Annotated in this window: 25 protein-coding genes; 21 read left to right on the top strand and 4 right to left on the bottom strand. The window is 41.2% G+C overall.

Translation table 11 applies throughout. The features are described 5' to 3' along the window. The first annotated feature begins 9 nt into the window (after positions 1-9). The 7 genes from queA to dnaG all read left to right on the top strand — a co-directional run bounded on the left by queA (position 10) and on the right by dnaG (position 7,931). Positions 10-1,059: a tRNA preQ1(34) S-adenosylmethionine ribosyltransferase-isomerase QueA gene (gene queA, locus GWK08_RS03540; protein WP_163605519.1), complete on the top strand. Its 1,050-nt coding sequence runs from the start codon at positions 10-12 to the stop codon at positions 1,057-1,059. Between the two features lie 86 nt (positions 1,060-1,145). Next, positions 1,146-2,186 carry a 23S rRNA (adenine(2503)-C(2))-methyltransferase RlmN gene (rlmN, locus tag GWK08_RS03535; protein WP_163605518.1) on the top strand — a complete coding sequence of 347 codons (1,041 nt, stop codon included), beginning with the start codon at positions 1,146-1,148 and terminating at the stop codon, positions 2,184-2,186. Positions 2,187-2,255: 69 nt separating this feature from the next. After that, a complete protein-coding gene (locus GWK08_RS03530) occupies positions 2,256-3,233 on the top strand; it encodes a polyprenyl synthetase family protein (protein WP_163605517.1) in 978 nt (325 codons plus the stop codon). A gap of 140 nt (positions 3,234-3,373) precedes the next feature. Next, on the top strand, positions 3,374-3,937 hold the full coding sequence (locus GWK08_RS03525; RefSeq protein ID WP_163605516.1) for an RNA polymerase sigma factor: 564 nt from the start codon (positions 3,374-3,376) through the stop codon (positions 3,935-3,937). Beyond that, positions 3,924-4,709, top strand: a complete 786-nt coding sequence (locus GWK08_RS03520; RefSeq protein WP_163605515.1) for a hypothetical protein — start codon at positions 3,924-3,926, stop codon at positions 4,707-4,709. Before GWK08_RS03525 ends, GWK08_RS03520 begins: the two co-directional genes overlap by 14 nt. A 59-nt stretch (positions 4,710-4,768) precedes the next feature. Beyond that, the gene (locus tag GWK08_RS03515) at positions 4,769-5,827 is read left to right on the top strand and encodes a hypothetical protein (protein WP_163605514.1); all 1,059 of its coding nucleotides are present in this window, start codon (positions 4,769-4,771) and stop codon (positions 5,825-5,827) included. A gap of 145 nt (positions 5,828-5,972) precedes the next feature. Beyond that, positions 5,973-7,931 carry a DNA primase gene (gene dnaG / locus GWK08_RS03510; RefSeq protein ID WP_163605513.1) on the top strand — a complete coding sequence of 653 codons (1,959 nt, stop codon included), beginning with the start codon at positions 5,973-5,975 and terminating at the stop codon, positions 7,929-7,931. 2 nt (positions 7,932-7,933) lie between these two features. Here dnaG and GWK08_RS03505 read toward each other — a convergent pair whose 3' ends face one another. Further along, positions 7,934-8,566: a LuxR C-terminal-related transcriptional regulator gene (locus GWK08_RS03505; protein ID WP_163605512.1), complete on the bottom strand. Its 633-nt coding sequence runs from the start codon at positions 8,564-8,566 to the stop codon at positions 7,934-7,936. A gap of 167 nt (positions 8,567-8,733) precedes the next feature. Then, positions 8,734-9,525 (bottom strand): NAD(+) synthase, encoded by a 792-nt coding sequence (nadE, locus tag GWK08_RS03500; RefSeq protein WP_163605511.1) that lies wholly within the window; start codon positions 9,523-9,525, stop codon positions 8,734-8,736. Between the two features lie 97 nt (positions 9,526-9,622). Here nadE and gldB point away from each other — a divergent pair, with 97 nt between their 5' ends. From gldB to GWK08_RS03485, 3 genes are all read left to right on the top strand, one after another. Further along, the gene (gene gldB, locus GWK08_RS03495) at positions 9,623-10,582 is read left to right on the top strand and encodes a gliding motility lipoprotein GldB (protein ID WP_163605510.1); all 960 of its coding nucleotides are present in this window, start codon (positions 9,623-9,625) and stop codon (positions 10,580-10,582) included. Beyond that, positions 10,582-10,920 carry a gliding motility protein GldC gene (gene gldC, locus GWK08_RS03490; protein ID WP_163605509.1) on the top strand — a complete coding sequence of 113 codons (339 nt, stop codon included), beginning with the start codon at positions 10,582-10,584 and terminating at the stop codon, positions 10,918-10,920. The genes gldB and gldC overlap by 1 nt, the downstream gene beginning before the upstream one ends. A gap of 62 nt (positions 10,921-10,982) precedes the next feature. Next, complete coding sequence (locus GWK08_RS03485) at positions 10,983-11,354, top strand: GTPase (RefSeq protein ID WP_163605508.1); 372 nt, start codon at positions 10,983-10,985, stop codon at positions 11,352-11,354. Here GWK08_RS03485 and yihA read toward each other — a convergent pair. Further along, complete coding sequence (gene yihA, locus GWK08_RS03480; RefSeq protein ID WP_163605507.1) at positions 11,348-11,953, bottom strand: ribosome biogenesis GTP-binding protein YihA/YsxC; 606 nt, start codon at positions 11,951-11,953, stop codon at positions 11,348-11,350. The genes GWK08_RS03485 and yihA overlap by 7 nt on opposite strands. A 10-nt stretch (positions 11,954-11,963) precedes the next feature. Continuing rightward, positions 11,964-12,728: an alpha/beta fold hydrolase gene (locus GWK08_RS03475; RefSeq protein WP_163605506.1), complete on the bottom strand. Its 765-nt coding sequence runs from the start codon at positions 12,726-12,728 to the stop codon at positions 11,964-11,966. Between the two features lie 274 nt (positions 12,729-13,002). On the opposite strand from GWK08_RS03475, the gene mraZ reads away from it, so the two are divergent. The 11 genes from mraZ to GWK08_RS03420 all read left to right on the top strand — a co-directional run bounded on the left by mraZ (position 13,003) and on the right by GWK08_RS03420 (position 25,315). After that, on the top strand, positions 13,003-13,470 hold the full coding sequence (gene mraZ, locus GWK08_RS03470; protein WP_163605505.1) for a division/cell wall cluster transcriptional repressor MraZ: 468 nt from the start codon (positions 13,003-13,005) through the stop codon (positions 13,468-13,470). Next, positions 13,451-14,350: a 16S rRNA (cytosine(1402)-N(4))-methyltransferase RsmH gene (gene rsmH, locus GWK08_RS03465; RefSeq protein ID WP_163606292.1), complete on the top strand. Its 900-nt coding sequence runs from the start codon at positions 13,451-13,453 to the stop codon at positions 14,348-14,350. The genes mraZ and rsmH overlap by 20 nt, the downstream gene beginning before the upstream one ends. After that, positions 14,347-14,661, top strand: a complete 315-nt coding sequence (locus GWK08_RS03460; RefSeq protein WP_163605504.1) for an FtsL-like putative cell division protein — start codon at positions 14,347-14,349, stop codon at positions 14,659-14,661. Before rsmH ends, GWK08_RS03460 begins: the two co-directional genes overlap by 4 nt. Before the next feature lie 4 nt (positions 14,662-14,665). Beyond that, positions 14,666-16,672 (top strand): penicillin-binding protein, encoded by a 2,007-nt coding sequence (locus GWK08_RS03455; protein WP_163605503.1) that lies wholly within the window; start codon positions 14,666-14,668, stop codon positions 16,670-16,672. After that, a complete protein-coding gene (locus GWK08_RS03450) occupies positions 16,669-18,132 on the top strand; it encodes a UDP-N-acetylmuramoyl-L-alanyl-D-glutamate--2,6-diaminopimelate ligase (RefSeq protein WP_163605502.1) in 1,464 nt (487 codons plus the stop codon). The genes GWK08_RS03455 and GWK08_RS03450 overlap by 4 nt, the downstream gene beginning before the upstream one ends. 44 nt (positions 18,133-18,176) lie before the next feature. Then, positions 18,177-19,412, top strand: a complete 1,236-nt coding sequence (gene mraY, locus GWK08_RS03445) for a phospho-N-acetylmuramoyl-pentapeptide-transferase (RefSeq protein WP_163605501.1) — start codon at positions 18,177-18,179, stop codon at positions 19,410-19,412. 147 nt (positions 19,413-19,559) lie between these two features. Then, the gene (gene murD / locus GWK08_RS03440; protein WP_317168136.1) at positions 19,560-20,915 is read left to right on the top strand and encodes a UDP-N-acetylmuramoyl-L-alanine--D-glutamate ligase; all 1,356 of its coding nucleotides are present in this window, start codon (positions 19,560-19,562) and stop codon (positions 20,913-20,915) included. A 19-nt stretch (positions 20,916-20,934) separates the two neighbouring features. Continuing rightward, positions 20,935-22,185 carry an FtsW/RodA/SpoVE family cell cycle protein gene (locus tag GWK08_RS03435; RefSeq protein WP_163605500.1) on the top strand — a complete coding sequence of 417 codons (1,251 nt, stop codon included), beginning with the start codon at positions 20,935-20,937 and terminating at the stop codon, positions 22,183-22,185. Continuing rightward, a complete protein-coding gene (gene murG, locus GWK08_RS03430) occupies positions 22,172-23,260 on the top strand; it encodes an undecaprenyldiphospho-muramoylpentapeptide beta-N-acetylglucosaminyltransferase (protein WP_163605499.1) in 1,089 nt (362 codons plus the stop codon). Before GWK08_RS03435 ends, murG begins: the two co-directional genes overlap by 14 nt. Beyond that, positions 23,257-24,609 (top strand): UDP-N-acetylmuramate--L-alanine ligase, encoded by a 1,353-nt coding sequence (gene murC / locus GWK08_RS03425; protein ID WP_163605498.1) that lies wholly within the window; start codon positions 23,257-23,259, stop codon positions 24,607-24,609. The genes murG and murC overlap by 4 nt, the downstream gene beginning before the upstream one ends. Continuing rightward, on the top strand, positions 24,599-25,315 hold the full coding sequence (locus GWK08_RS03420; protein ID WP_163605497.1) for a cell division protein FtsQ/DivIB: 717 nt from the start codon (positions 24,599-24,601) through the stop codon (positions 25,313-25,315). The genes murC and GWK08_RS03420 overlap by 11 nt, the downstream gene beginning before the upstream one ends. Positions 25,316-25,318 lie beyond the last annotated feature (3 nt).

The following is a 25,318-nucleotide window of genomic DNA, read 5'->3' as shown; positions in this document are numbered from 1 at the left end:
TTACAATTCATGAAATTATCTCACTTTAATTTTGACCTTCCAAAAGATCTTTTAGCAGAGTATCCTTCAGAAAACAGAGACGAGGCTCGTTTAATGGTAATCAACAGAAAAGAGCAGACCATTGAACATAAATATTTTAAAGATCTTATCAATTATTTTGATGAAGGTGATGTGATGGTGTTGAATAATACAAAGGTATTTCCGGCCCGTTTATTCGGGAACAAGGAAAAAACCGGGGCGCGTATTGAGGTATTTCTTCTGAGAGAACTCAATGCAGAACAACGCCTTTGGGATGTACTTGTGGATCCTGCCCGTAAAATAAGGATCGGAAACAAATTGTATTTCGGAGATGATGAAAGTCTGGTTGCTGAGGTAATTGATAATACAACTTCCAGAGGAAGAACACTTCGTTTTCTTTATGACGGATCTTATGAAGAATTCAGAAGAAAATTAAAAGACCTGGGAGAAACTCCGCTTCCAAAATATATAAAAAGAGATGTAGAACCGGAAGATGAAGATCGTTATCAGACCATTTATGCCAAGTACGAAGGGGCGGTAGCTGCTCCGACGGCAGGTTTGCACTTCTCTAAGCATTTATTGAAGCGTCTTGAGATTAACGGAATTAATTTTGCAGAGATCACTCTACATGTTGGTTTGGGAACTTTTAGCCCGGTAGAGGTGGAAGACCTTTCCAAGCACAAAATGGATAGCGAGGAATTGTCTATCAGCACGAGTGCCTGTGAAACCGTAAACGGGGCGAAAGAAAAGAAACGCAGAGTGTGTGCCGTTGGAACCACGGTAATGAGGGCTTTGGAAAGTTCGGTTTCTTCAGAGAAGACGTTGAATCCGTACGAAGGCTGGACTAACAAATTTATATTCCCTCCTTACGATTTCAGTATTGCAGATTGTATGGTAACTAACTTCCATACACCAAAATCTACTTTGTTGATGATGGTTTCTGCATTTACCGGTCACGATCTGATTAAAGAAGCCTATCAGCAGGCTATCAAGGAAAAATACCAGTTTTACTCTTACGGAGACGCAATGCTGATCCTGTAAAACCAAAGGAACAATATATAAAAGCTCTGCATTTTGCAGGGCTTTATTTTTAGATATAATAATTAAATTCTGTCTATTTTTGCAGCATGCAAACGGTCAAAAAAGATATCAGGGCACTTAGCAAGGAAGAACTCCGTCAGTTTTTCGAAACAAATGGAGATAAGGCCTTCCGTGGAAATCAAGTTTATGAATGGCTCTGGAACAAAGGGGCACATTCCTTTGATGCTATGACCAATATCTCCAAACAGACCCGAACCATGCTGGAGGAGCATTTTGTGATCAATCATATTAAGGTCGATAAGATGCAGCGAAGTAATGACGGGACCATTAAAAATGCGGTGCGTTTGCATGATAATCTCATTGTAGAATCTGTACTGATCCCTACATCAACAAGAACTACCGCTTGTGTTTCCAGTCAGGTGGGATGTAGCCTGGATTGCAGGTTTTGCGCCACTGCCCGCCTTAAGCGGATGAGAAACCTGAATCCGGATGAGATATACGATCAGGTGGTAGCCATAGACAGAGAAAGCAGACTTTATTTTAACCGGCCGCTCAGCAATATTGTTTTTATGGGGATGGGAGAACCTCTTATGAATTACAATAATGTACTGAAGGCCATAGATAAGATTACCTCCAGCGAAGGTCTTGGAATGTCACCCAGAAGAATTACGGTTTCTACCTCGGGCGTTCCCAAAATGATAAAAAAACTGGCCGATGACCAGGTGAAGTTCAAGCTGGCAGTATCTCTGCACTCAGCTGTAGAGAGTACCAGAACTTCTATTATGCCTTTTAACGAGCACTTTCCTTTATCAGATCTGAGAGAAGCACTGGAGTACTGGTATGCAAAGACCAAAAGCCGGATTACCTACGAATATGTGGTGTGGAAAGGAATAAACGATAAGGTGGAAGATATAGAAGCTTTGATCAACTTTTGCAAATTCGCCCCTTCCAAAGTAAACCTTATAGAATACAACCCGATAGAAGATGGAGAATTTCGTCAGGCAGAAGACGAAGCCGTCAATACTTACGTCAGAATGCTGGAACAGAATGGTATTGTGGTAACCGTAAGAAGATCGAGAGGAAAGGATATTGATGCAGCCTGTGGACAATTGGCAAATAAAACTTGATATCAGTCTCTTAAATAACACCTTTTTTTAGTAGGTTTGTGCTGAATATTTTTAAATCAGTCTCCGACTGTGAAGATTGTAGAACAGATTAAAGAACCCATCCATGATGAAATGGAACTTTTTGAGAAAAAGTTCTATGAATCCATGTCTTCCAAGGTAGCACTTCTCAATCGTATAACCCATTACATTGTTAACAGGAAAGGGAAGCAGATGCGCCCTATGTTTGTATTTCTGGTTGCCAAAATGGTTTCGGGGGGAAAAGTGAATGACCGGACCTACAGAGGAGCTTCGGTGATCGAATTGATACATACGGCTACACTGGTACATGATGATGTGGTTGATGACAGTAACCGGAGACGGGGATTCTTCTCCATAAATGCGCTCTGGAAAAATAAGATTGCAGTACTGGTCGGGGATTATCTGTTGTCTAAGGGACTTTTACTCTCCATAGATAATGGCGATTTCGACCTTCTGAAGATTATTTCTGTAGCGGTTCGCGAAATGAGCGAAGGAGAATTACTTCAAATTGAGAAAGCAAGGCGCCTGGATATTACCGAAGATGTATATTATGAAATAATCAGGCAAAAAACAGCTACACTTATTGCTTCCTGTTGTGCCCTGGGAGCCTGTTCGGTGAGCCCCGAAACCGATGATACCGAAAAAATGAGGAAGTTCGGAGAACTGATCGGAATGGCGTTCCAGATAAAAGATGACTTATTCGATTACGGAGATGCCAGGATAGGAAAACCCACAGGAATTGATATCAAGGAACAGAAAATGACACTTCCCCTTATCCATACCCTGAACACCGTTTCCGAAAAAGAAAAAAGCTGGCTCATCAATTCCATCAAAAACCACAATAAGAATAAGAAAAGGGTGAAGGAGGTTATTGCCTTTGTAAAAGACCACGGCGGCCTGGAATATGCCGAACAGAAGATGAAAGAATTCCAGAAAGAGGCCCTTAATCTGCTGGCCGCATATCCCGATTCTGCTTACAAATCATCTTTAGAACTGATGGTTAACTACGTGATAGACAGGAAAAAATAGGCTGAAAAGCGTAACAAATAGAATAAGAATTGCTCTTTAAAAAGAATGGAATATATATTTTTTTCATTCTTTTTTTATTTCCGGGCAACCTTTAGCAAGATATTTGCGTCTTTATAAATAGAAAACCTAATCAAGTGCTTTTGAAGGTAATTCAACTATACAAAAACGAATCGCAGCTAATAAAAAAAGCGTTACGCAATGACCGTGAGGCGCAACACCGCCTGTATTCGATGTATTCACCAAAGATGTTGAGTGTTTGCAGACAGTACATCAACGATATTCATTATGCGGAAGACGTCATGGTCTCAGCTTTTTTAAAGGTCTTTACCAAGATCGGGAGTTTTAAGAACGAAGGGAGTTTTGAAGGCTGGATACGTAAAATAATGATCAGGGAATGTATCTCTTTCCTGAGAGGGAAAAATGTTTTTGGATATGCCGAAGAAATAAACGAAGATCAATACACAACGGAGAGCGATATAGATATTGCCATAGGGGTTGATGAGATCCAAAGCCTGATAGATGCATTGCCCGAAGGTTATAGAGTTGTTTTTGTAATGTATGCGATAGAGGGATATAAACATCATGAGATTGCCGAAATGCTGCAAATCTCAGAAGGGACTTCAAAATCGCAACTATTCAAGGCCAGAAAAATGCTGAAAGAGAATTTATTAAAACTAAACACCAGAAAAAATGGCACCAAATAATTTAGAAAATCAGATGAAGGAGAAGCTGTCCGACAGGAAAATAATTCCTTCAGACAAGGCCTGGATGTCCATTAGGGAAGAGCTGGATAAAAAAAATGGCAAACGTAATTTCCGACCGTTTTACTGGGCAATTGCCGCGTGCTTTGTAGGGCTGATCGTTATTTTTAGTTATCAGACAGGAAGCGGAAAAACAGAAGAACTGCAAATACAAGTGGTGGAGGATAAAGTTGATGAGAAAGAAGTTCTTCAGAAGGAAATAACCCCTGTACCGGAGGAGCAGGAACAACAGGAAACAAGAATAGCTGTTACGGAAGATAAGAAAGAGCCGGTAAGCCGGAAAAAAGTACAGGAACCGGAAACAGCAGCCCAGACAAATATGATACCTGATGCCCCTGTAACGCTTTTGGCGGAGGAAATAGCCGAAGCAGAAACAAAGGCTGAGGTAGCTCCACGGGAAAAAGCAATCCCTTTAAAGATAACAGAGGAGCAGCTTATTGAAAATAAGATCGCGGAAGTGGTAAGTAAAATTGCCGATTTGCAAAAGAAAGATAAGGAGGTAAGCGATGAATATATTGAAAGCCTCCTGGCAGAGGCTCAAAAAGAAATAGACTCTCAGAGAACATCTATATATAAATCCGGAAAAATAGATGCTACAGCCCTTCTTCTAGACGTAGAAGATGAATTATACAGATCCTTTAAGGACCGGGTTTTTGAAGCCATCAGGAACGGTTTCAAAAAGACCAAAACGGCTGTTGCAGAAAGAAATCATTAATCAAAATCAAATTTCACTATTTATTCAAACACTTAATAAGTAGAAAAAACGAACAAGTTATGAGAATAATTATTTACTACATTGCGCTTGCAGTGATTGCTTGCTATACTTCAAACTTAAAGGCTCAAACCCTTTTCGATTACGAAGCGGAGATCCGGTTACTGGAGAAAGAAAAAGAATATATTGTTACCCAGGAAAAAAATGCTCTGAAAGAGATCGTGATAGCTATCGAAAAAAGGCTGGATAGAAAAGAGATCACCGAAGAGGAAGCAAAACGACTGAAGGCAGAAGCGGCCAAAAAACACGCGCTTAATATAGAAAACCGGATTGCCATCGTAGACAATAAAATTGCCCTCCTGGAACGTAACAAAAAGTATGAGGTCATAGAGGAATACGATAAATCGGGAAGCGTTTTAAAGTTTGGGAACTTATTCGAAATAAACAGCAACGGGTATAAAAAACGAAAATACAAATACGACCGGCGTACTACTTCAGATCTTGTCCTGGCCGTAGGTTTTAATAATACTATCCAGGATGGTGTTTCGATCAACGATTCCGATTATCGTTTCGGAGGTTCCAGATTTCTGGAACTGGGCTGGGCCTGGAAGACAAGGGTCTTTAAAAACACCAATTTCCTTCGCCTGAAATACGGGTTTTCTTTTCAGACCAATAACCTGAAACCTACCGGAAACAGGATCTTTGTAGATGAAAACGGACAAACGACCCTTGAAGATTTCGATTTCGACCTCGATAAGTCCAAACTCAGGATTACCAACCTGGTGGTACCGGTACATTTCGAATTCGGACCTTCCAGAAAATGGGAAAGAGAAGACTATGTTCGCTATTCCACACGCAGGCATTTTAAAATTGGAATCGGAGGTTACGGAGGCTTTAATATAGGTTCCCGTCAGAAACTTAAATACAGAAATAACGGAGAGCGCGTAAAAGAAAAGATAAAAGGCGATTTCAACATCAATAATCTCGTATATGGTCTGAGCGCATACCTAGGTTGGGGATCGACAGGTTTGTACGCTAAATACGATCTGAACCCTCTGTTTAATGACGATCAGCCGGAACAACGAAATATTTCACTCGGATTGAGATTTGACCTCGACTAGTAAACAAGATCCATCATATTTTTGCTGAATGTTTGTATTCTTATGATTCCTGCCTGGCCCTTAGGGTCGCGGGAATCTTTTTTTTGACCTTGTATGTAATAAACCAAAAATAACTATTTTTACTTCTTCCATTAAATGAAACCGATTGATCTCAAAATCAACCATAGATAAAGTATTTGAAAGCGCTCGTTTAGAAGAAGTGATAGGCGATTTTGTGCAGTTAAAAAAATCGGGCTCCAATTTTAAGGGATTAAGCCCTTTTACCGATGAGCGTACTCCCAGTTTTATGGTTTCCCCGGTAAAACAGATCTGGAAGGATTTTAGTAGCGGAAAAGGAGGGAATGTAGTTGCTTTTCTTATGGAGCATGAACATTTTACCTATCCCGAGGCGATTCGCTACCTGGCCAAAAAGTACAATATAGAAATAGAGGAGACCGAGCAGAATGAAGAGCAGAAACAGCAGGCGAATGACAGGGAAAGTATGTATCTCGTTTCTGATTTTGCCCAGAAGTATTTTGAAGATATCCTCTGGAACTCGGAAAAAGGAAAAGCCATAGGTCTGAGTTATTTTAAGGAAAGAGGATTTACAGACGATACGATCCGGAAATTCGGATTGGGATACTCTCTGGACGAATGGGAGGCCTTTACCAAAGAAGCTCTTGATAAAGGATACAGCCTTGACTTTTTAGGCAGGACCGGCCTTAGTATCATTAAGGAAAACAAGCAGTTTGACCGTTTTAAGGGAAGGGTAATGTTCCCCATCCAATCTATGAGCGGACGGGTACTTGGTTTCGGGGGAAGGATCCTGGTTAATGATAAAAAAGCAGCCAAATATCTTAACTCCCCGGAAAGTGATATTTACCATAAGAGTAAGGTTCTTTACGGAATATATCACGCCAAACAAAGTATCGCCAAGGAAGATAATTGCTACCTGGTTGAAGGTTATACCGATGTGATACAGTTTCATCAGCGGGGAATTGAGAATGTGGTGGCTTCCAGTGGAACAGCACTTACCCCTGAACAAATACGCCTGATCAACCGTCTTACGAAAAATATAACCGTGCTTTTTGACGGTGATGCAGCCGGATTAAGGGCTTCGCTAAGGGGGATAGACCTTATTCTGGAGCAGGGAATGAACGTAAAAGTATGTACGTTCCCGGAAGGGGAGGACCCCGATAGTTTTGCCAAGAAAAATGCATATGAAGACCTGGTGCTTTATCTCCAGGAAAATGCAAAGGATTTTATACAGTTTAAAGCTTCTCTCCTGGTAGAAGAAGCTCAGAACGACCCTATAAAGAAGGCCGAAACGATCAGAGATATCGTTCAGAGTATTTCCAAAATTCCCGATCGAATTCAACGTGAGGTCTACGTACAGGAATGTTCCCGTATTATGGATATTTCGGAGGAAGTACTTTTTAATACATTGGCCCAGCTGGGGAAAAAGAATGTAGCAGAAGCCAATAAGAAGTTCAAAAAAGAGCGGAAAGCTTTTGAGGTTGTTAAAAAGGAACAAGCTGTCGAAAAAATAGATGTTCAATATCAACTCGAACGCAAGATCATTGAAATACTGTTGCTGTACGGAAACAGGACGGAGGAATTTGAAGATCTGCTGCTTAAGGAAAACGAAGAAGGAGAATTAGTGCTGGAGCCTGAACTTCACAAAGCAAGGGTTTTTGAAAAACTCTACCTGGACCTGCAACAGGACGAAATAGAGCTGTCTAACGAGAATTTCAGGACGGTTTATTACGGATTGATCTCAAAACTGAACGAAGACGATAGCTTTGTTATAGAAAGTTATATAAACGGCCTGGATTCTGAACTCTCTAAGGAAGTTACCTCAATATTGATGGAAGAGGAGAAGTACGATCTGAGCGATTGGGAAGGAAAGGATATCTACGTAAAGGATAAAGCAGAATCGGTGGCTCAGCTGGTTGGAGAGACGATTCTTAATCTGCGGTGTTTTCTGATCGATAAAAGGGTGAGTGATCTCAGACAGAGGACCCTCGAAAAAAAAGATGGTAATAATCATGAAATCCTTGAGGAGATCATGAATTACCATCAATTAAAAAAGTTGTTATCTACAAAACTCAACAGAGTTTTATAAGACTATTGCAACAATTCCAATGCTTTAGCTTGCTGAAGCATATCTACTAAATTGTCAACATTAAGTTTTCTCATCAATCTGGCTTTGTAAGTACTTACGGTCTTCTCATTTAGATTCAACTCTTCAGCAACGTGCTTGTTGCGTTTTCCTGCAGCTAAAAGCTTTAAAACCTCAATTTCACGAGTCGATAGCTTTCTAAAGAATCGACGAGGTTTGTTGGTGCTTTCGTCAACAGCTAAACGTTGGGCCAACTCATTCGTGATAAATACGCCTCCATTATAAATTTTAGTAATGGCCTCAGCAATAAGCGATGTATCGCCTCCTTTGGATAGGTATCCCGAAGCTCCGGCTCTTAATGTACTCAATGCATACACATCTTCAGGTTGTGCACTGTACATTAATACTTTAACGTCCGGATATTCTTTTTTCAGCTTGCGAAGTGCAGTAATTCCGTTTACTTCCGGAATGTCCATCTCGAGCATTACAATATTTGGCTTCTTTTTAGACAAATATTCAAATAGCTCTGTTGTTGTGCCTACAGTGCCCGAAATCTGGATATCTTTAAAGCCGCTAAGGACGGAAGCAATTCCGGCCTGTACTATCGGGTGACTATCAGCTACTAGAACTTTAATCATAATAAAATGGTTTAGAGTTAGTTTTTAAATTAATAAAAACCATCACATAATAGGCCATACTACTGCCAGATAGTAATATATTCTATTAGGTTTGAGGGTTAAGGGTATGTAAAAATAAATAAAAAATGAGGTTTCAACAAGAACTTTGCGAATTTTCGTTCTGATGTTTACATTTTTAGACTATCGGGAATAACGCAAACCGGAATCGGAAGCATTTTATGTTGATTGGCTGTATTGAACTTCAAATAAATGGATAAAACCTCTTTTTCTCTGCCGGAAAAGTCTTCAATTTTCTTTCCTTTTTCCACCATTTTCATTGCCCATTCCAGCTCCGGATAGGTGGCTCCGATCTGATCTTCATCGGTGCGATCGTCTCCCCAAAGCCCGTCGGTAGGAGGCGCTGTCCGGATAGATTCTATAACTCCCATTTCTTTTGCAATTGCGTATACTTCAGACTTTAAGAGGTCTGCGATAGGGCTGAGGTCCACTCCTCCGTCTCCGTATTTTGTGTAAAAACCAACCCCGAAATCCTCTACTTTGTTCCCTGTTCCTGCAACCAGATACCCGTTTAAAGCGGCAAAATAATAAAGAGTGGTCATACGTAATCGGGCCCGCGTGTTTGCCAAAGCCATAAAACGGTCTTCTTCCTTCTCAACTGCGGGAAAACTGTTAACCATAGAATCAAAAACCGGAGTAAGGTTTACATTTTGCCCACTGACATTGCGATAATTTTCCTTCAACCAGTTTATGTGGTGGACTGCTCGCGTAACCTGACTTTCGGCCTGGTGGATCGGCATTTCAAGACAAAGTGTGGGTAATCCCGTCCTGGCACATAAAGTAGAGGTCACTGCCGAGTCAATTCCGCCGGAAACGCCAATAACAAAACCCTTAACTCTGGCGTTGGCAGCATAATTCTTTAACCATTCTACGATATGATCTATGACTTTTTCGGTTTTCATAGTGCGGGATTTATGATCTAAAGTTTAATTTTGTCTCGCAAAAATAAGCTATTCATAAAATTATTGAAACATATTGACGTTTAAGCTAGAAAAAACAATGAGAAAATATATCGGATTCATTCTCCTGGCGGTTCTTGTATCGGCTTGTGAAAAACAGAATAAGGTTGAAAAGGAAATCGCCGAAATTCCGCTGGAAGTAGAAGTAGATCGTTTTGATCTTGCTTTTGCATCTTCTTCCGAAAACGACCTCGGCGGGCTTAAGGCTAAGTATCCTTACCTTTTTCCTCAGCAGTATGCCGATAGTGTTTGGCTTGCTCAGATGAAAGATACCCTGCAACTGGAGATCAATCACGAAATAGCCAGAGAATTCCCCGACCTCGGGGAGCAGGAAGTAGAGTTAAGGTCGCTCTTTCAGCACCTGCGCTATTATTTTCCGGAATTTAATACTCCTAAAGTAATTACCCTGACCTCTGACGTGGATTACAGAAATAAAGTAATTTATACAGATAGCCTGATGCTGGTTTCTCTGGATACTTATCTGGGGAAGGATCATAAATTCTATGAGGGGATACAGAATTATCTTCGCAAGAATTTCGAGAGAGAAATGATAGTATCCGATGCGGTTTCCGCTTTTGCCAAATCGGTGATCTCCTTTCCGAGAAGCCGTACCTTTTTGTCGTGGATGATCCTGTACGGGAAAGAACTCTACCTGAAGGATGTACTTATCCCTTTTAAGACAGATGCACAAAAAATAGGTTATACCCAGGAAGAATACGATTGGGCGGTAGGTAATGAAAGTGAGATATGGCGTTATTTTGTGGAGCGTAACCTCATCTTTTCTACGGATAGTAAATTGCAGGACAGGTTTATAAATCCGGCACCTTTCTCTAAATTTTACCTGGAACTGGATACGGAATCCCCGGGACAGCTCGGGCAATACATCGGTTGGCAGATTGTACGTGCATATATGGAGAATAATGACGTATCTTTGCAGGAATTATTGAGAACTCCCGAAGAGGAGATCTACAATAACTCTAAATTCAAACCGAAAAAGTAATGTCAAAAACACATACTTCCGATATAAAACTTACAGTAGAGCTCGATGAGAATCGCGTTCCTGAAAAACTGAGATGGTCTGCCCAGGACGGCGGAGTAAATGATGAAGAGGCCAAGGCACTTCTCCTGTCTATTTGGGATAGCAAGCAACAGGAAACCCTTCGTATTGATCTTTGGACCAAAGATATGCCGGTAGATGAGATGAAACTTTTCTTCCATCAGACACTGGTTACCATGAGCGATACCTTTTACAGAGCCACTCAGGATGAAAAAATGACGGCTACTATGAAGGATTTCTGCGATTATTTTGCAGAGAAACTGGAGCTGAAGAAAGACTGATCTCAGCGCTACTGGTACGGAGAAGAATGTAAGCCGGGAACTGAAATATCGACCTTTGATTCATGGAGTCCAAGCTTATTTTTGTATACAACGCCAATTCAGGAAGGTGGAACGCCTACCTGGATGCTGCTCACAAAGTACTGAGTCCGAAAACCTATCAGTGTAATTTATGCGATATTACTTTCGGCGTGTTCAGGGAGCGTTCTGAATGGAAAAACTTCAGGAAAAACTCCGGACTCCAAATGGAATTCCTTCATATAGACGAGTTTGAGAAGCAATACAAATCGCAAACTGAGATGCAATTCCCTTATCCTGTAATTTTAAAGGAAAATGCTGACGGACTTGAGCCTTTTGTTTCTGCGGATGAGATCAATCAACTGAAAACAGCAGAAGAACTAATGGAACTCCTGGAAAAAAGGACAAAAAATCATTGATTTTTAAGCTCCTTGTTGATCTGATCTATATATTTTAATAGTTCTTCTTTTCCTGTTCCTTTTGAAGAAGAAGTGATGAAGTAATTCGGCATCTCTTCCCAAACCTTAAGCATTTCTGCTTCATAAGCCGCTGCATTATTAGTAATAGCTCCGGGTTTTAGTTTGTCGGCCTTGGTAAAAACAATGGAAAAGGGGATCTGGTTTTCTCCCAGCCACTCCATAAATTCCATATCTATCTTCTGAGGTTCAAGGCGTATATCAATCAATACAAAGGCAGAAACCAGTTGCTTTCTCTTTTCAAAATAGGAGGTGATAAATTTCTGGAAGGTTTTTTTCTCTTTTTTAGAAACCCTGGCGTATCCGTATCCCGGCAAATCCACCAGAAACCATTGGTTGTTTATTTTAAAATGATTGATAAGCTGGGTCTTTCCAGGCCTGCCCGAGGTCTTTGCAAGGCTCTTTCTGTTGGTCAGCATATTGATCAGGGAAGATTTTCCCACATTGGAACGCCCTATAAACGCGTATTCCGGAATAGGTTCCTTGGGGCATTTGCCCACATCAGAATTACTGATAATGAATTCTGCCGATTTTATGATCATAGGCGAATTTTTAGAAATCCCGCTTCTTCAACCAGGCATCCAGAAGAGTATTAAAGGTCTCCGGATGTTCCATCATAGGAGCATGCCCGCATTCATCAATCCAGTAAAGATCAGAATCCGGTAGTAAACTGTGAAATTCCTCTGCAACATTCGGAGGAGTAACCGTATCGTTCTTTCCCCAGATAATGCAGGTAGGAGTATTCATGGAAGGCAGGTCTTTTGCCATATTATGCCGGATAGCACTTTTGGCAATAGCCAGCGTTTTTATCAGTTTGTTACGGTCGTTTACCGTAGCATAAACTTCATCTACTATTTCCTTGGTAGCCATTTCAGGATTGTAAAACACATCCTGGGCCTTCTTTTTGATCACTTCATAATCTCCGCGCCTCGGATAACTGCTTCCCATGGCGCTTTCATAAAGGCCGGAACTCCCTGTAATAACTAGGGCTTTAACCTTTTCTGAAAAAAGTTTGGTATGAAGAAGACCTATATGACCTCCGAGTGAGTTTCCAAGTAGAATTACTTCGTCCAGTTCTTTGAATTCAATAAACTGTTCGAGGTATTTTGCAAAGCTTTTGACATTGGTCTTAAGCAGTGACATTGTGTAGATAGGTAATTCGGGGATGAGCACCTTGTAATTCCTTTCGGAAAAGTAGCTTGTTACTCCGTCAAAGTTACTTAAACCACCCATTAGACCATGAAGAATGATCATAGGTGTGCCTTCTCCCATTTCCAGATAACTGAATTTACTTTCCTTCTTTATGTTGTGTACCATTAACGGTTAGTTCTAGTTCTAAAAAAAACAAATATAGGCATTTCATTATTATATAATTCATTTTTATAAAATACCGTCTTAAAGCCCATTTAGTCGGGTAAAACAGAATTTTCTTAACTCCAATAATCCACTTTTTAACAGGCTGAAAATCACTGTCTTTTATGCATTTTATCCGAGAAATGCTAAAACTTATCAACAAAGTGGTAAAATGTGGTAAAATGTGGTAAATATTTCCATATATTTGAAAATTAAAGAGAATTGTGTATTAGGATCCATGAACAATTTCATCGGGACATATGAGTGTAAAGCAGATGCCAAAGGGAGGGTAATGATTCCCGTGGCTCTGAAAAATCAGCTGACACCGATCCTCCAAAAAGGATTTGTGTTGAAGCGTGCTGTTTTTCAGCCCTGCCTCGAATTGTATCCGATGGATGAGTGGAACGCCCTGATGCAGAAAGTAAACAAGCTGAATCGCTTTAAGAAGAAGAACAACGACTTTATCAGGCGCTTTACTGCGGGGGTTAAAGTTGTAGAGGTGGATACAACCGGAAGATTGCTGATCCCGAAAGACCTGATCGGTTTTGCAGACATCACCAAGGAAATAGTCTTGTCGTCTGCCATAAACATTATTGAGGTTTGGGATAAGACCAAGTACGAGCAGGCAATCGATGATGCAACTGTTGATTTTGCCGATCTGGCTGAAGAAGTAATGGGAGGTGATGATGAGATCGAGTTACCATAATCCGGTATTGTTAAAGGAAACCGTAGATGGCCTGGCGGTTAAAGAGGATGGGGTGTATGTTGATGTGACTTTTGGTGGAGGAGGGCATTCCAGAGAAATTTTAAGCAGGCTGGGAGACGAAGGAAGGTTGATCGCTTTTGATCAGGATGAAGATGCGCAGGCAAATGCAATTGATGATGATCGTTTTACACTGATACCTGAAAATTTCAGGTTCATAAAAAGATATTTAAAGTTCTATGGCATAAAAAAGGTAGATGGGATCCTTGGTGATTTCGGAGTGTCCTCTCATCAGTTTGATGTGGCAGACAGAGGGTTTTCAACCCGTTTTGAAGCCGATCTGGATATGAGAATGAACCAGAAAAGTGAGCTTTCCGCTTATCATGTGGTGAATGAATATGAAGAAGAAGATCTGAAGCGCGTGCTGAGTTTGTATGGAGAGTTGAGAAACGCCGGAGCGATTGCAAGACGTATTGTGGAGGCAAGAGAACGACCGATCAAAACGTCTGAGCAGCTCAAGGAAGTTATAGCGCGTTTTCTCCCAAAGTTTAAAGAGCATAAGGTTCTTGCCCAGATCTACCAGGCTATCCGGATTGAAGTTAATCAGGAGATAGCCGTACTGAAAGAGTTTTTATTACAGACCCCAGATCTGCTTAATAAAGGCGGAAGACTTAGTCTGATTAGCTATCACTCCCTGGAGGATAGATTGGTAAAACGATTTATCAGGGATGGAATGTTTGAAGGGCAACCGGAAAAGGATTTTTTTGGAAACGTAGATGTTCCTTTTAAGAAGATCGGAAATCTGATAGTTCCTTCTAAAGAAGAAATTGAAATTAATAACAGGGCCAGAAGCGCAAAATTAAGGATAGCAGAAAAATTATGAGAGAGAGTATAATCGGAATATTAAAGGGTAGGTTTTTGATCAGTGATGATTCGATCAAGAACTGGCGTTTTATTCTTTTTGTGTCTTCATTGGCTGTCCTCATGATCGCAAGTGCCCATAGCATTGATAAAAAAGTGATAGGGATTGCAGAACTCAATGAAGATGTTCAGGAACTGCGGAGTGAGTTTGTAGATACCAGGTCGGAACTCCAGAAATTAAAACTGGAATCCACCGTAACGGAAAGCCTGAAGGAGAAAGGATTGTCTCCGTCAGTGGTCCCGCCTAAAAAAATAAAAATATCGAGTAAATAAGGCTATGCCAATACAGGAGAAAAACATATTAAACAGATTGTATTTTGTTGCGGGATGTATGTTTTTGTTCGCTCTTGCGGTAGTCGGGAAGCTCGTTTATATCCAGATGGCCGAAGGCGATAAATACAAAGAACTCGCCAAGGAGAGAACAATCAAAAACTTTACGATACAACCCAATCGCGGAAATCTGTATTCCGATGACGGGAGTTTACTGGCCACTTCGGTAACGCGTTACGATATACGTTTTGATGCCGTGGCACCCAGCAAGAAGAACTTCGAAAAGAATCTTAAGGCATTATCCGACTCCCTGTCGATGATGTTTGATAAGCCTTCTTCTTTCTATCAGAATACTTTACGAAAGGCAAGAAACACAAGAAACAGATATCTCCTTATCCGCAGGAACCTGGGATACTCAGAATATACAAAGATCAAATCCTTTCCGCTCTTTAGTATGGGGCCTTATAAAGGTGGGATTATTGTGGAACAGCGCACGGTAAGAGAGCATCCTTTAGGGAAAATAGCCGAACGAAGTGTGGGTTATGAGCGATTTGATGAAAACGGATATGTAACCAGAGTTGGCCTGGAAGGCGCTTTCGGACAATACCTCAGAGGAAGGGAAGGAAAGCGATTAAAGCAAAAGATCGCCAAAGGACAGTGGAAACCTATCAGTGGAGATAATGAGGTAGAGCCTAAAGACGGTTATGATGTGATCTCTACCATAGATATCAATATCCAGGATATAGCGCATCACGCGTTAATGGAGCAGTTGCAGAAATATGAGGCAGACCACGGTACGGTAGTGGTGATGGAGGTTAAGACCGGAGAGATAAAAGCAATCTCTAATCTGGGTGTGAACAAGGAAGGTAATTATTACGAGCGCCTGAATTATGCCGTGGGAGAATCTCATGAGCCCGGTTCGACTTTTAAGCTGATGACCATGGTGGCTGCTCTGGAAGATAAAGTAATAGATACCAGTGATATTGTAGATACCGGAAACGGTGTACTTACTTTCTTTAAAAAATATAAAGTGCGTGATTCCAACAGAAGGGGTTACGGGAAAATAACAGCATCAAAGGCCTTTGAGGTCTCCTCCAATACCGGGGTAGTAAAAATGATCGATAGTTTTTACAAAAAGAACCCCGAAAAATTTGTAAACCGCCTTTACAATATGGGGCTGAATAAAAAATTAGACTTACCTATTATAGGAGAGGGAAACCCCTACATCCCGCACCCAAATAAAAAAGGGTGGAGTGGTATCTCTCTCCAGTGGATGGCTTATGGTTACGAAGTGTCTCTTACCCCCCTACAGACACTTACTTTTTACAATGCGATAGCCAACGATGGCGAAATGGTAAAGCCCAGGCTTATCAAAGAGGTTAAGGAATGGAATAAAACGATCATGAAGTTCGACAGAGAGGTCATTAACCCTTCTATCTGTTCCAAAAGCACTATAGGTAAAGTGAAGCAGATGATGAGGAATGTAGTGGAGAAAAAACACGGGACAGGACATGACCTTTATTCCCCTAATTTTTCAATGGCGGGGAAGACAGGAACCTGTCAGAAGGACTATGCTTCCAAAGAGAATAAACTACAGTATATATCTACTTTTGCCGGCTATTTTCCGGCGGAAAACCCAAAGTACTCCTGTATCGTGGTGATCCATGAACCGGACAAAAAGAAAGGATATTACGGAGCAGATGTTTCCGGGCCTGTTTTTAAGGCTGTAGCACAAAAAATATACACCAACTCCCCGCTGATCGATACGGTAGATGAAGTGGATACTGTTGAAGAGAAGCTGGAAGAAAATTATAAAGCCTATTACGCTAAGGCCCAGAAAAATTATACGGTGATCCCTAATGTTAAAGGGATGAGCGGGATGGATGCCATTTCTCTCCTGGAAAATATGGGGCTTAGGGTAAAAGTTAACGGTAACGGAAAAGTGAAGGAACAATCCCTTCAGCCAGGTAAAAAAATAGAATCGAACGCAACCATTGTATTGAAGTTATCATGACAATGCTAAAGGACATATTATATAAGGTAAACATCAACTCGGTAACCGGGAGCACCCTGGTTTCTGTGAATGAAATTCATTTCGATTCGAGATCGGTGAGCCTGAATGATGTTTTTGTTGCGATCAGGGGAACTGTGGTAGACGGGCATGATTTTATTGAAAAAGCAATAAATGCAGGCGCTATAGCTGTGATCTGTGAAAAATTACCGGAACAGATCGTTAACGGGGTTACCTATGTGGAGGTAAAAGAAACGCAGAGTGCTTTGGCACATATGGCGGCTAACTATTATGAAAACCCTTCTGCAAACCTCAAATTGATCGGGGTGACCGGAACCAATGGGAAAACAACTATTACCTCTTTGCTGTATCAGTTGTTTAAAAAAGCAGGTTATAAGGTGGGGCTTTTATCTACCGTAAAGATCCTGGTAGATGATAAGGAGTACAAAGCCACGCATACCACTCCGGACTCGCTTACCATCAACAAATACCTGAAAATGATGAATGATGCGGGGGTAGAGTTCTGTTTTATGGAAGTGAGCTCTCACGGGATACATCAGAAGAGAACGGAAGGACTCCGCTTTGCCGGAGGCATTTTTACCAATCTCAGTCACGATCACCTGGATTATCATAAAAGTTTTGCCGAATACAGGGATGTAAAGAAAATATTTTTTGACCAGCTGCCTAAAGACGCTTTTGCACTTGTTAATGCAGATGATAAGAACGGGCTGGTAATGATACAGAATACTAGGGCCAAAAAACACACTTATGCCCTGAAAACCTATGCCGATTACAAGGCAAATGTCCTGGAAAACCAATTTACCGGACTTCTGCTGAAGCTGGATGATAACGAAATGTGGTCTAAACTGATAGGAGTATTCAATGCGTATAACCTGTTGTCTGTTTATGCTACTGCAGACCTGCTTGGTTTGGAAAAGATGGAAACACTAAGGCATATCAGCGAATTGGAGAGTGTGGACGGGAGGTTCCAGTATTTTATTTCGGATACGCTGATCACGGCTATTGTCGATTACGCACACACACCGGATGCCTTGAAAAATGTCCTGAATACCATTAATAATATCAGAACAGGGAACGAAGAGCTAATTACCGTGGTAGGATGCGGGGGAGATCGCGATAAGACAAAGCGTCCCTTAATGGCAAACATTGCTTCCAGTCTGAGTACAAAAGCAATTTTTACTTCCGATAACCCCAGGAGTGAGGATCCGGAAGTTATTATCGAAGAGATGGAAGGCGGCGTAGAACCTCAGAATTTTAAAAAGACCATGTCGATCACCGACAGGAAACAGGCTATAAAAACAGCCTGTCAGTTAGCGGGAAACAAAGATATTATCCTGATTGCCGGGAAAGGTCATGAGACCTACCAGGAAGTTAAGGGAAAGCGAAAGGATTTTGATGATTTTAAAATAGTTAGAGAATTTTTAAACCAACTGAAGAAATAACAAAACCAATCCGGGAATCAATTTCCGGAACTAAAACCAACTAGATGTTATATTATTTGTTTGAATATTTAGAAAAGCATTATCAGATACCGGGGGCGGGACTGTTTCAGTTTATCTCCTTCAGGGCGGCTATGGCCATTATTCTGTCATTGCTTATTTCTACTATTTACGGAAAGAGGATCATCCTTTTTCTGAGAAAAAAACAGGTTGGAGAAACGGTAAGAGATCTTGGGCTGGAGGGGCAAAATGAAAAAGCCGGTACTCCTACCATGGGAGGACTTATTATAATCCTCTCAACACTAATTCCTGTGTTACTCGTAGCCAGGTTAGACAATATTTATACTATTCTGTTGATAATTACCACGGTTTGGATGGGGATTATCGGATTTATAGACGATTATATCAAAATATTTAAAAAGGATAAAGCCGGTCTGCAAGGGAAATTTAAAGTACTGGGTCAGGTTGGCCTCGGAGTAATTGTTGGTGCTACCCTGTATTTTCATCCCGAGGTAACTGTCAGGGAAGAATTGACGAATCCGGTTACTCAGCAGGAGATCATTGTGAATGGCCCGGCGGAAAGAGAATTTAAATCGGAGGAAAAGTCAACTAAGACTACGATTCCCTTTGTAAAGAATAACGAATTTGATTATGCCGATCTGATCTCCTGGATCAGTAAGGATGCCAAGGATTATGCATGGCTCATTTTTATTCCCCTGGTCATTTTTATTGTAACTGCTGTTTCCAATGGAGCTAATTTAACCGATGGGATAGATGGCCTCGCCGCGGGCTCTTCGGCCATTATAGTACTTACTCTGGGGATATTTGCCTGGGTATCGGGTAATATAATATTTTCCGATTACCTGAATATCATGTATATCCCCAGAGTGGGTGAAATAACAGTTTATATAGCTGCATTTGTAGGGAGCCTGGTAGGTTTCCTCTGGTATAACACCTATCCCGCACAGGTTTTTATGGGAGATACGGGAAGCTTGACGATTGGCGGGATCATAGCGGTTATTGCTATCGCGGTACGAAAGGAGCTACTTATCCCGGTATTATGCGGAGTCTTTATGGCAGAAGTACTGTCGGTCATGCTGCAAGTGAGCTATTTTAAATATACCAGGAAGAAATTCGGAGAAGGAAGAAGGATATTCCTGATGTCGCCATTGCATCATCACTATCAAAAGAAAGGATATCACGAAAGTAAGATAGTGACCAGGTTCTGGATTATAGGGATCATGCTTGCAATTGCAACTATAGTGACATTGAAATTGAGATAATAGATATACGATTTATGATTGTTGATTTACGATTGTTGATGTAAGATGTATGATCGAAAGAAAGGAAATAGAAAGGTTAAAGGTAGAAGCGAACGAATTATTGTCAATAATGGTGGCTTCAATTAAAACAATGAGAAATCGTCAATCGTGAGTCGTCAATCAAAAATAAAAAAACGACTGGTAATTCTCGGAGCGGGTGAAAGCGGGGTAGGAACTGCTATCCTGGGGAAGAAAGAAAAATTTGAGGTTTTTGTTTCAGACAGAGGAATTATCAAAGAAAATTATAAAGACGTTCTTAAAAATAATGAGATTGAATGGGAAGAAAATCAGCATACGGAGAGTAGGATCCTGAATGCTGACCTGGTTATGAAAAGCCCGGGGATACCCGATACTGTTCCTTTGGTAATAAAGCTAAGGGAGAAAGGAATTCCGGTCATATCGGAGATCGAATTTGCATCCGCATTTACAAAGGCTGTGATCATCGGAATTACCGGAAGTAACGGGAAAACCACTACCACTATGCTTACCCACTACCTGATAAGTCAGGATGGAGTAGACGTGGGAATGGCAGGGAATATCGGCGACAGTTTTGCGCAAATGGTAGCGGAAAACAACCATAAGAACTATGTGCTGGAGATCAGTAGTTTTCAGTTGGATGGAATCGTAGATTTCAAACCGCACATTGCCATCATTACCAATATTACTCCCGATCATCTGGACAGGTATGATAATAAGTTTGAGAATTATATCGCATCCAAATTCAGGATCGCTATGAATCAGACCGAGGAAGATTACCTCATTTATGATGCAGATGACCGGGTAATAACCCAATGGCTTGAAGACCATCCCGTAAAATCGAAATTATTGCCTTTTTCCATCGAGAAAAAGATAGAAAACGGAGCGTACTTAAAAGAGGGAAATATAATATTAAACATCGCTAACGAACAATTAACTATGCCAACAAAGACATTAGCATTAGAAGGCAAGCACAACATTAAGAATGCTATGGCAGCATCTACTGCCGCACACCTTATTAACATCAGAAAGCAAACCATTCGCAGGAGCCTGGAGAGCTTTCACGGGGTGGAGCATCGACTTGAAAAAGTGCTGAAGATTTTTAATGTGCAGTACATTAACGACTCCAAAGCAACCAATGTGAATGCCACATATTATGCTTTGGAAAGTATGACCACTCCAACTGTTTGGATCGTTGGGGGGCAGGATAAAGGGAATGATTATGGCCCGCTTTTACCTCTGGTAAGAGAAAAAGTAAAAGCAGTAATATGCCTGGGGCTGGACAACTCAAAGATCATCGAATCCTTCGGGAATATAGTCGATATCATTGCAGAAACATCCAGCATGGAAGGAGCCGTTAAAATGGCTTACAAATTTGCAGAAAGAGGAGATACAGTGCTTCTGTCTCCGGCCTGTGCGAGTTTCGACCTCTTTGAGGATTACGAAGACCGCGGAAGACAATTCAAGGAGGAAATACGAAAGTTATAAGAATAGAGAAAAAGTATAAATGAGCAGCATTTTCAGAAATATAAAAGGAGATAAGGCTATCTGGGCAGTAGTGGCCCTTTTGGCATTGTTTTCCTTTTTACCTGTTTATAGTGCGAGTACCAATCTGGTTTACGTCGTTGGCAGCGGAACCACCATGGGGTACCTCCTTAAGCACGGAATGCTGTTATTTCTCGGTTTTACCATTATTTACGCGGTGCACAAGATACCCTACAGATATTTTAGAGGGCTGTCTATTATAGCCATGCCGGTAGTTCTCTTTTTGTTGTTGTATACCCTGGCACAGGGAACAACGATAGGAGGGGCCAATGCCAGTCGCTGGATACGCCTGCCTTTTGTGGGAGTAACTTTCCAGACTTCTACGCTGGCTTCGGTAGTACTTCTGATTTATGTGGCCAGGTACCTGTCTAAAATAAAAGATAAAACGGTAAGCTTTAAAGAAACCATTCTCCCACTGTGGATACCGGTATTCCTGGTGTTAATGTTGATATTACCGGCTAACTTTTCAACCACGGCTATCATCTTCTTTATGGTGCTCATGCTGTGTTTCCTGGGAGGATATCCGATAAAATATCTCGGAAGCATTGTCGGGGTAGGAATATTGGGATTAACCATGTTTGTTCTCACGGCTAAGGCATTTCCGGATCTTTTCCCGAACAGGGTGGATACCTGGATAAGCAGGATAGAGAATTTTGCCGATAAAGAAGATACGGAATCAGATTATCAGATAGAAAAAGCAAAGATCGCCATCGCTACCGGCGGAGTAGTCGGAAAAGGAGCAGGAAAAAGTGTGATGAAAAACTTCCTGCCTCAGAGTTCTTCCGATTTTATCTACGCCATTATTGTAGAGGAATACGGATTGATCGGCGCTTTTGTACTCATATTTATTTATATGCTGCTCCTGTTCAGGATTGTTATTGTGGCCCATAAGGCGGGAACCGTCTTCGGGAAACTCGTGGTCATTGGCGTAGGCCTGCCCATTGTTTTTCAGGCCCTGATCAATATGGCGGTAGCAGTAGAATTATTCCCGGTAACCGGTCAGACCCTCCCCTTAATAAGTAGCGGAGGAACCTCTATATGGATGACCTGCCTGGCATTGGGGATCATTTTAAGTGTAAGTGCCAAACGACAGGAGGCGGTGGAAAATGAAGATGATGGAGGAACCCCGCCTGAAGAAGGAACGACACAAAAGAGAGTAAGAAAAACAGAAGAAGAATTAAACCCGCTTGAAGTATTAAGTGAGCAACTATAAATTCATATTGTCCGGAGGAGGAACAGGAGGTCATATCTATCCTGCAATTGCTATTGCAAATGAGTTGAGATCCCGTTACCCGGAAGCTTCCTTTCTCTTTGTGGGAGCTAAAGGAAGAATGGAAATGGAGAAAGTTCCCCAGGCCGGATACAGGATAGAAGGACTGTGGATATCGGGGATACAAAGAAAACTGACAACAAAGAACCTTTCCTTTCCATTTAAGCTGATCAGCAGTTTATGGAAAGCGAATAAGATCATAAAAAGAGAAAAACCGGATGTGGTGATCGGTACCGGAGGTTATGCAAGCGGCCCGTTAATGAAGATGGCTTCTGTTAAAAGGATCCCCTGTGTAATTCAGGAGCAGAATTCCTTTCCGGGCATCACCAATAAAATGCTGGCGGCTAAAGCACAAAAAATATGTGTGGCCTATGATGGCCTGGAGCGGTTTTTTCCTGCAGAAAAGATTGTAAAAACAGGAAATCCCGTGCGGGAAGACCTGCTGGAGATCAGCTCTAAAACAGAGGAAGCCAAAGAGCATTTTAAGCTTGACAGGACTAAAAAAACACTCCTGGTAATGGGAGGAAGCCTGGGAGCCAGAAGAATTAATCAGGCGGTGGAAAGCAGGCTGGATTTTTTCAGGGAAAACAATATAGAAGTTATCTGGCAGTGCGGAAAACTCTATTATGAGGAATATAAAAAATACAATAAGGACAATGTAAGTGTATTTCAGTTCCTCAACAGGATGGACCTGGCTTACGCTGCTGCAGATATTATCGTATCCAGGGCAGGAGCAGGGTCGGTATCGGAACTGTGTATTGTTGGGAAGCCGGTGGTGTTTATCCCTTCTCCCAATGTTGCAGAAGACCATCAGACCAAGAATGCAGAAGCGATCGTAAACGAGAAGGCAGCCGTCCTGGTAAAGGAAAAAAACATAGATGAGGAATTCGAGGCCACTTTTATGAATATCGTGAATTCGGAACCCTTGCAGAAAGAACTGGGAGAGAATATAAAAAAACTGGCATTGCCGGAAGCTACAAAACAGATAGCAAACGAAATTGAGAAATTATTACAATGAATTTAAATAGTGTAAATAGAATTTATTTTATCGGTATTGGCGGCATAGGTATGTCGGCACTGGCGCGCTATTTTAAATTCATCAATAAAGATGTTGCCGGTTATGACCGGACAGCATCAGATATTACAAAAGGTTTGCAGAATACCGGGATAGATATTCATTATGAAGATGCGATAGACAGGATCCCGCAGGTATTCAGGGATAAGGAGGGAACACTTATAGTGTACACTCCCGCAATTCCTGCAGATCACAGAGAGTACAATTATTTTAAGGAACAAGGGTTTGATGTGTACAAGAGATCCCAGGTTCTGGGAATGATCACCAGGGATTCCTTCTGCCTTGCAGTGGCAGGAACTCATGGAAAAACAACTACCTCTTCTATCCTCGCACATATCCTGAATGAAACAGGCACGCCTCTTACGGCTTTCCTGGGAGGGATATCAGAGGATTTTAACAGCAATTTCCTGATCAGCGGAAAAGAGGTTACCGTGGTAGAAGCGGATGAATACGACAGGTCCTTCCTGCAGTTATCGCCGGATATTGCCTGTATAACCTCCATGGATGCCGATCACCTGGATATTTATGGTGAAAAATCGGCTCTGGATGAATCTTTCAGGGAATTTACAAAACGATTGAAACCCAACGGAACCCTTTTTGTAAGGAAGGGGCTCCCTATAGATGGAATTACGTACGGAATTGAAGACGGTTCCGATTACTGTATAAAGAATTTGAAGATCAAAAATGCGACCTACGTTTTTGATGTGGAGACACCCAAGGAGTCGATTCGGGGTGTACAGTTTAACAAGCCAGGGCAGCATAACTTGTTAAACTCATTAGTAGCTTTTGCGATGGCGGTCCAAATGGGCTCCCCGCCTGACCGCCTCGCCAAAGCGCTAGCTACATTTAAAGGAGTGAAAAGACGCTTTTCTTATCAGATAAGGACAGATAAACTGGTCTTTATTGATGATTATGCGCATCACCCTACAGAAATTGAGGCCGTGTACAATGCAGTTAAAGAAATGTATCCCGGAAAAAAGGTGCTGGCTGTTTTTCAGCCCCATCTGTTTAGCAGGACCCGGGATTTTGCAGATGGTTTTGCCAGGCAGTTATCGCGTTTTGATGAAGTGATACTGCTGGAGATCTATCCTGCCAGAGAAGAACCCATAGAAGGGGTGAATTCTTCCTGGTTAATGGATAAAATGGAAAACAGGAAAGTTCGCCTGCTCTCCAAAGAAGAGCTTATAGAAGCTGTAAAGCATACCGACGCCGAAGTGGTTTTAACCATGGGAGCCGGAGATATCGGAGTGGAAGTGGACAAAATTAAAAATGCATTGCTGGATGAAAATTAACATGAATTACATAAAGATCTTTGGAGGGATCCTTTTGGTGATTGCACTTTTTTCATTTACCAATGGAAGAAATGATAATAAGAAATTATCAAAAGTAAATATAGAATTTGTTGAAGGAGAGAATCAATTTATAACCTACCCCATGGTTAATAAATTGTTAATACAAAATGAAGACACCATTACGAACGTAGCCAAAGAAAATTTAGCTTTGAATAGGCTGGAAGATGTACTCAATAGAAATCAAATGATCCGTGAAGCTCAGGTGTATTACACTATAAATGGGCAACTTGAGGCAAAAATAAAGCAAAGAGAGCCTATCGCCAGGGTAGGAACAAGCGATCCTTTTTATCTGGATTCGGAAGGGAAATGGATGCCTTTGTCACCTGTTTTTTCAGCCAGAGTTCCATTGATCACAGGAGCTGTTAACAAAGAAAACTTAGCTGAGACCTATAAATTGGCTAAATATGTTTATGAAGATGATTTCCTCAACAGGAATATCATCGGTATACATAAACGAGGGGGTAAATTTGAATTAAAATTACGAGTAGATGATTTTTTAGTGTTGCTTGGTAATACAGAACAATTAGAGCGTAAGTTTAGGAACTTTAAAGCATTTTATCAAAAGGCACGAAAAGATAAAACACTAAATACCTATAGTGTAGTGAATTTACAATATAATAACCAGGTAGTGTGCACTAAAAAGTAAGTT

This window comes from Leptobacterium flavescens (assembly GCF_010671605.1).
GTDB classification, from domain to species: domain Bacteria; phylum Bacteroidota; class Bacteroidia; order Flavobacteriales; family Flavobacteriaceae; genus Leptobacterium; species Leptobacterium flavescens.
The sequence above is the reverse complement of the archived record's forward strand: the minus strand, read 5'-3'. Positions and strand labels throughout refer to the sequence as shown.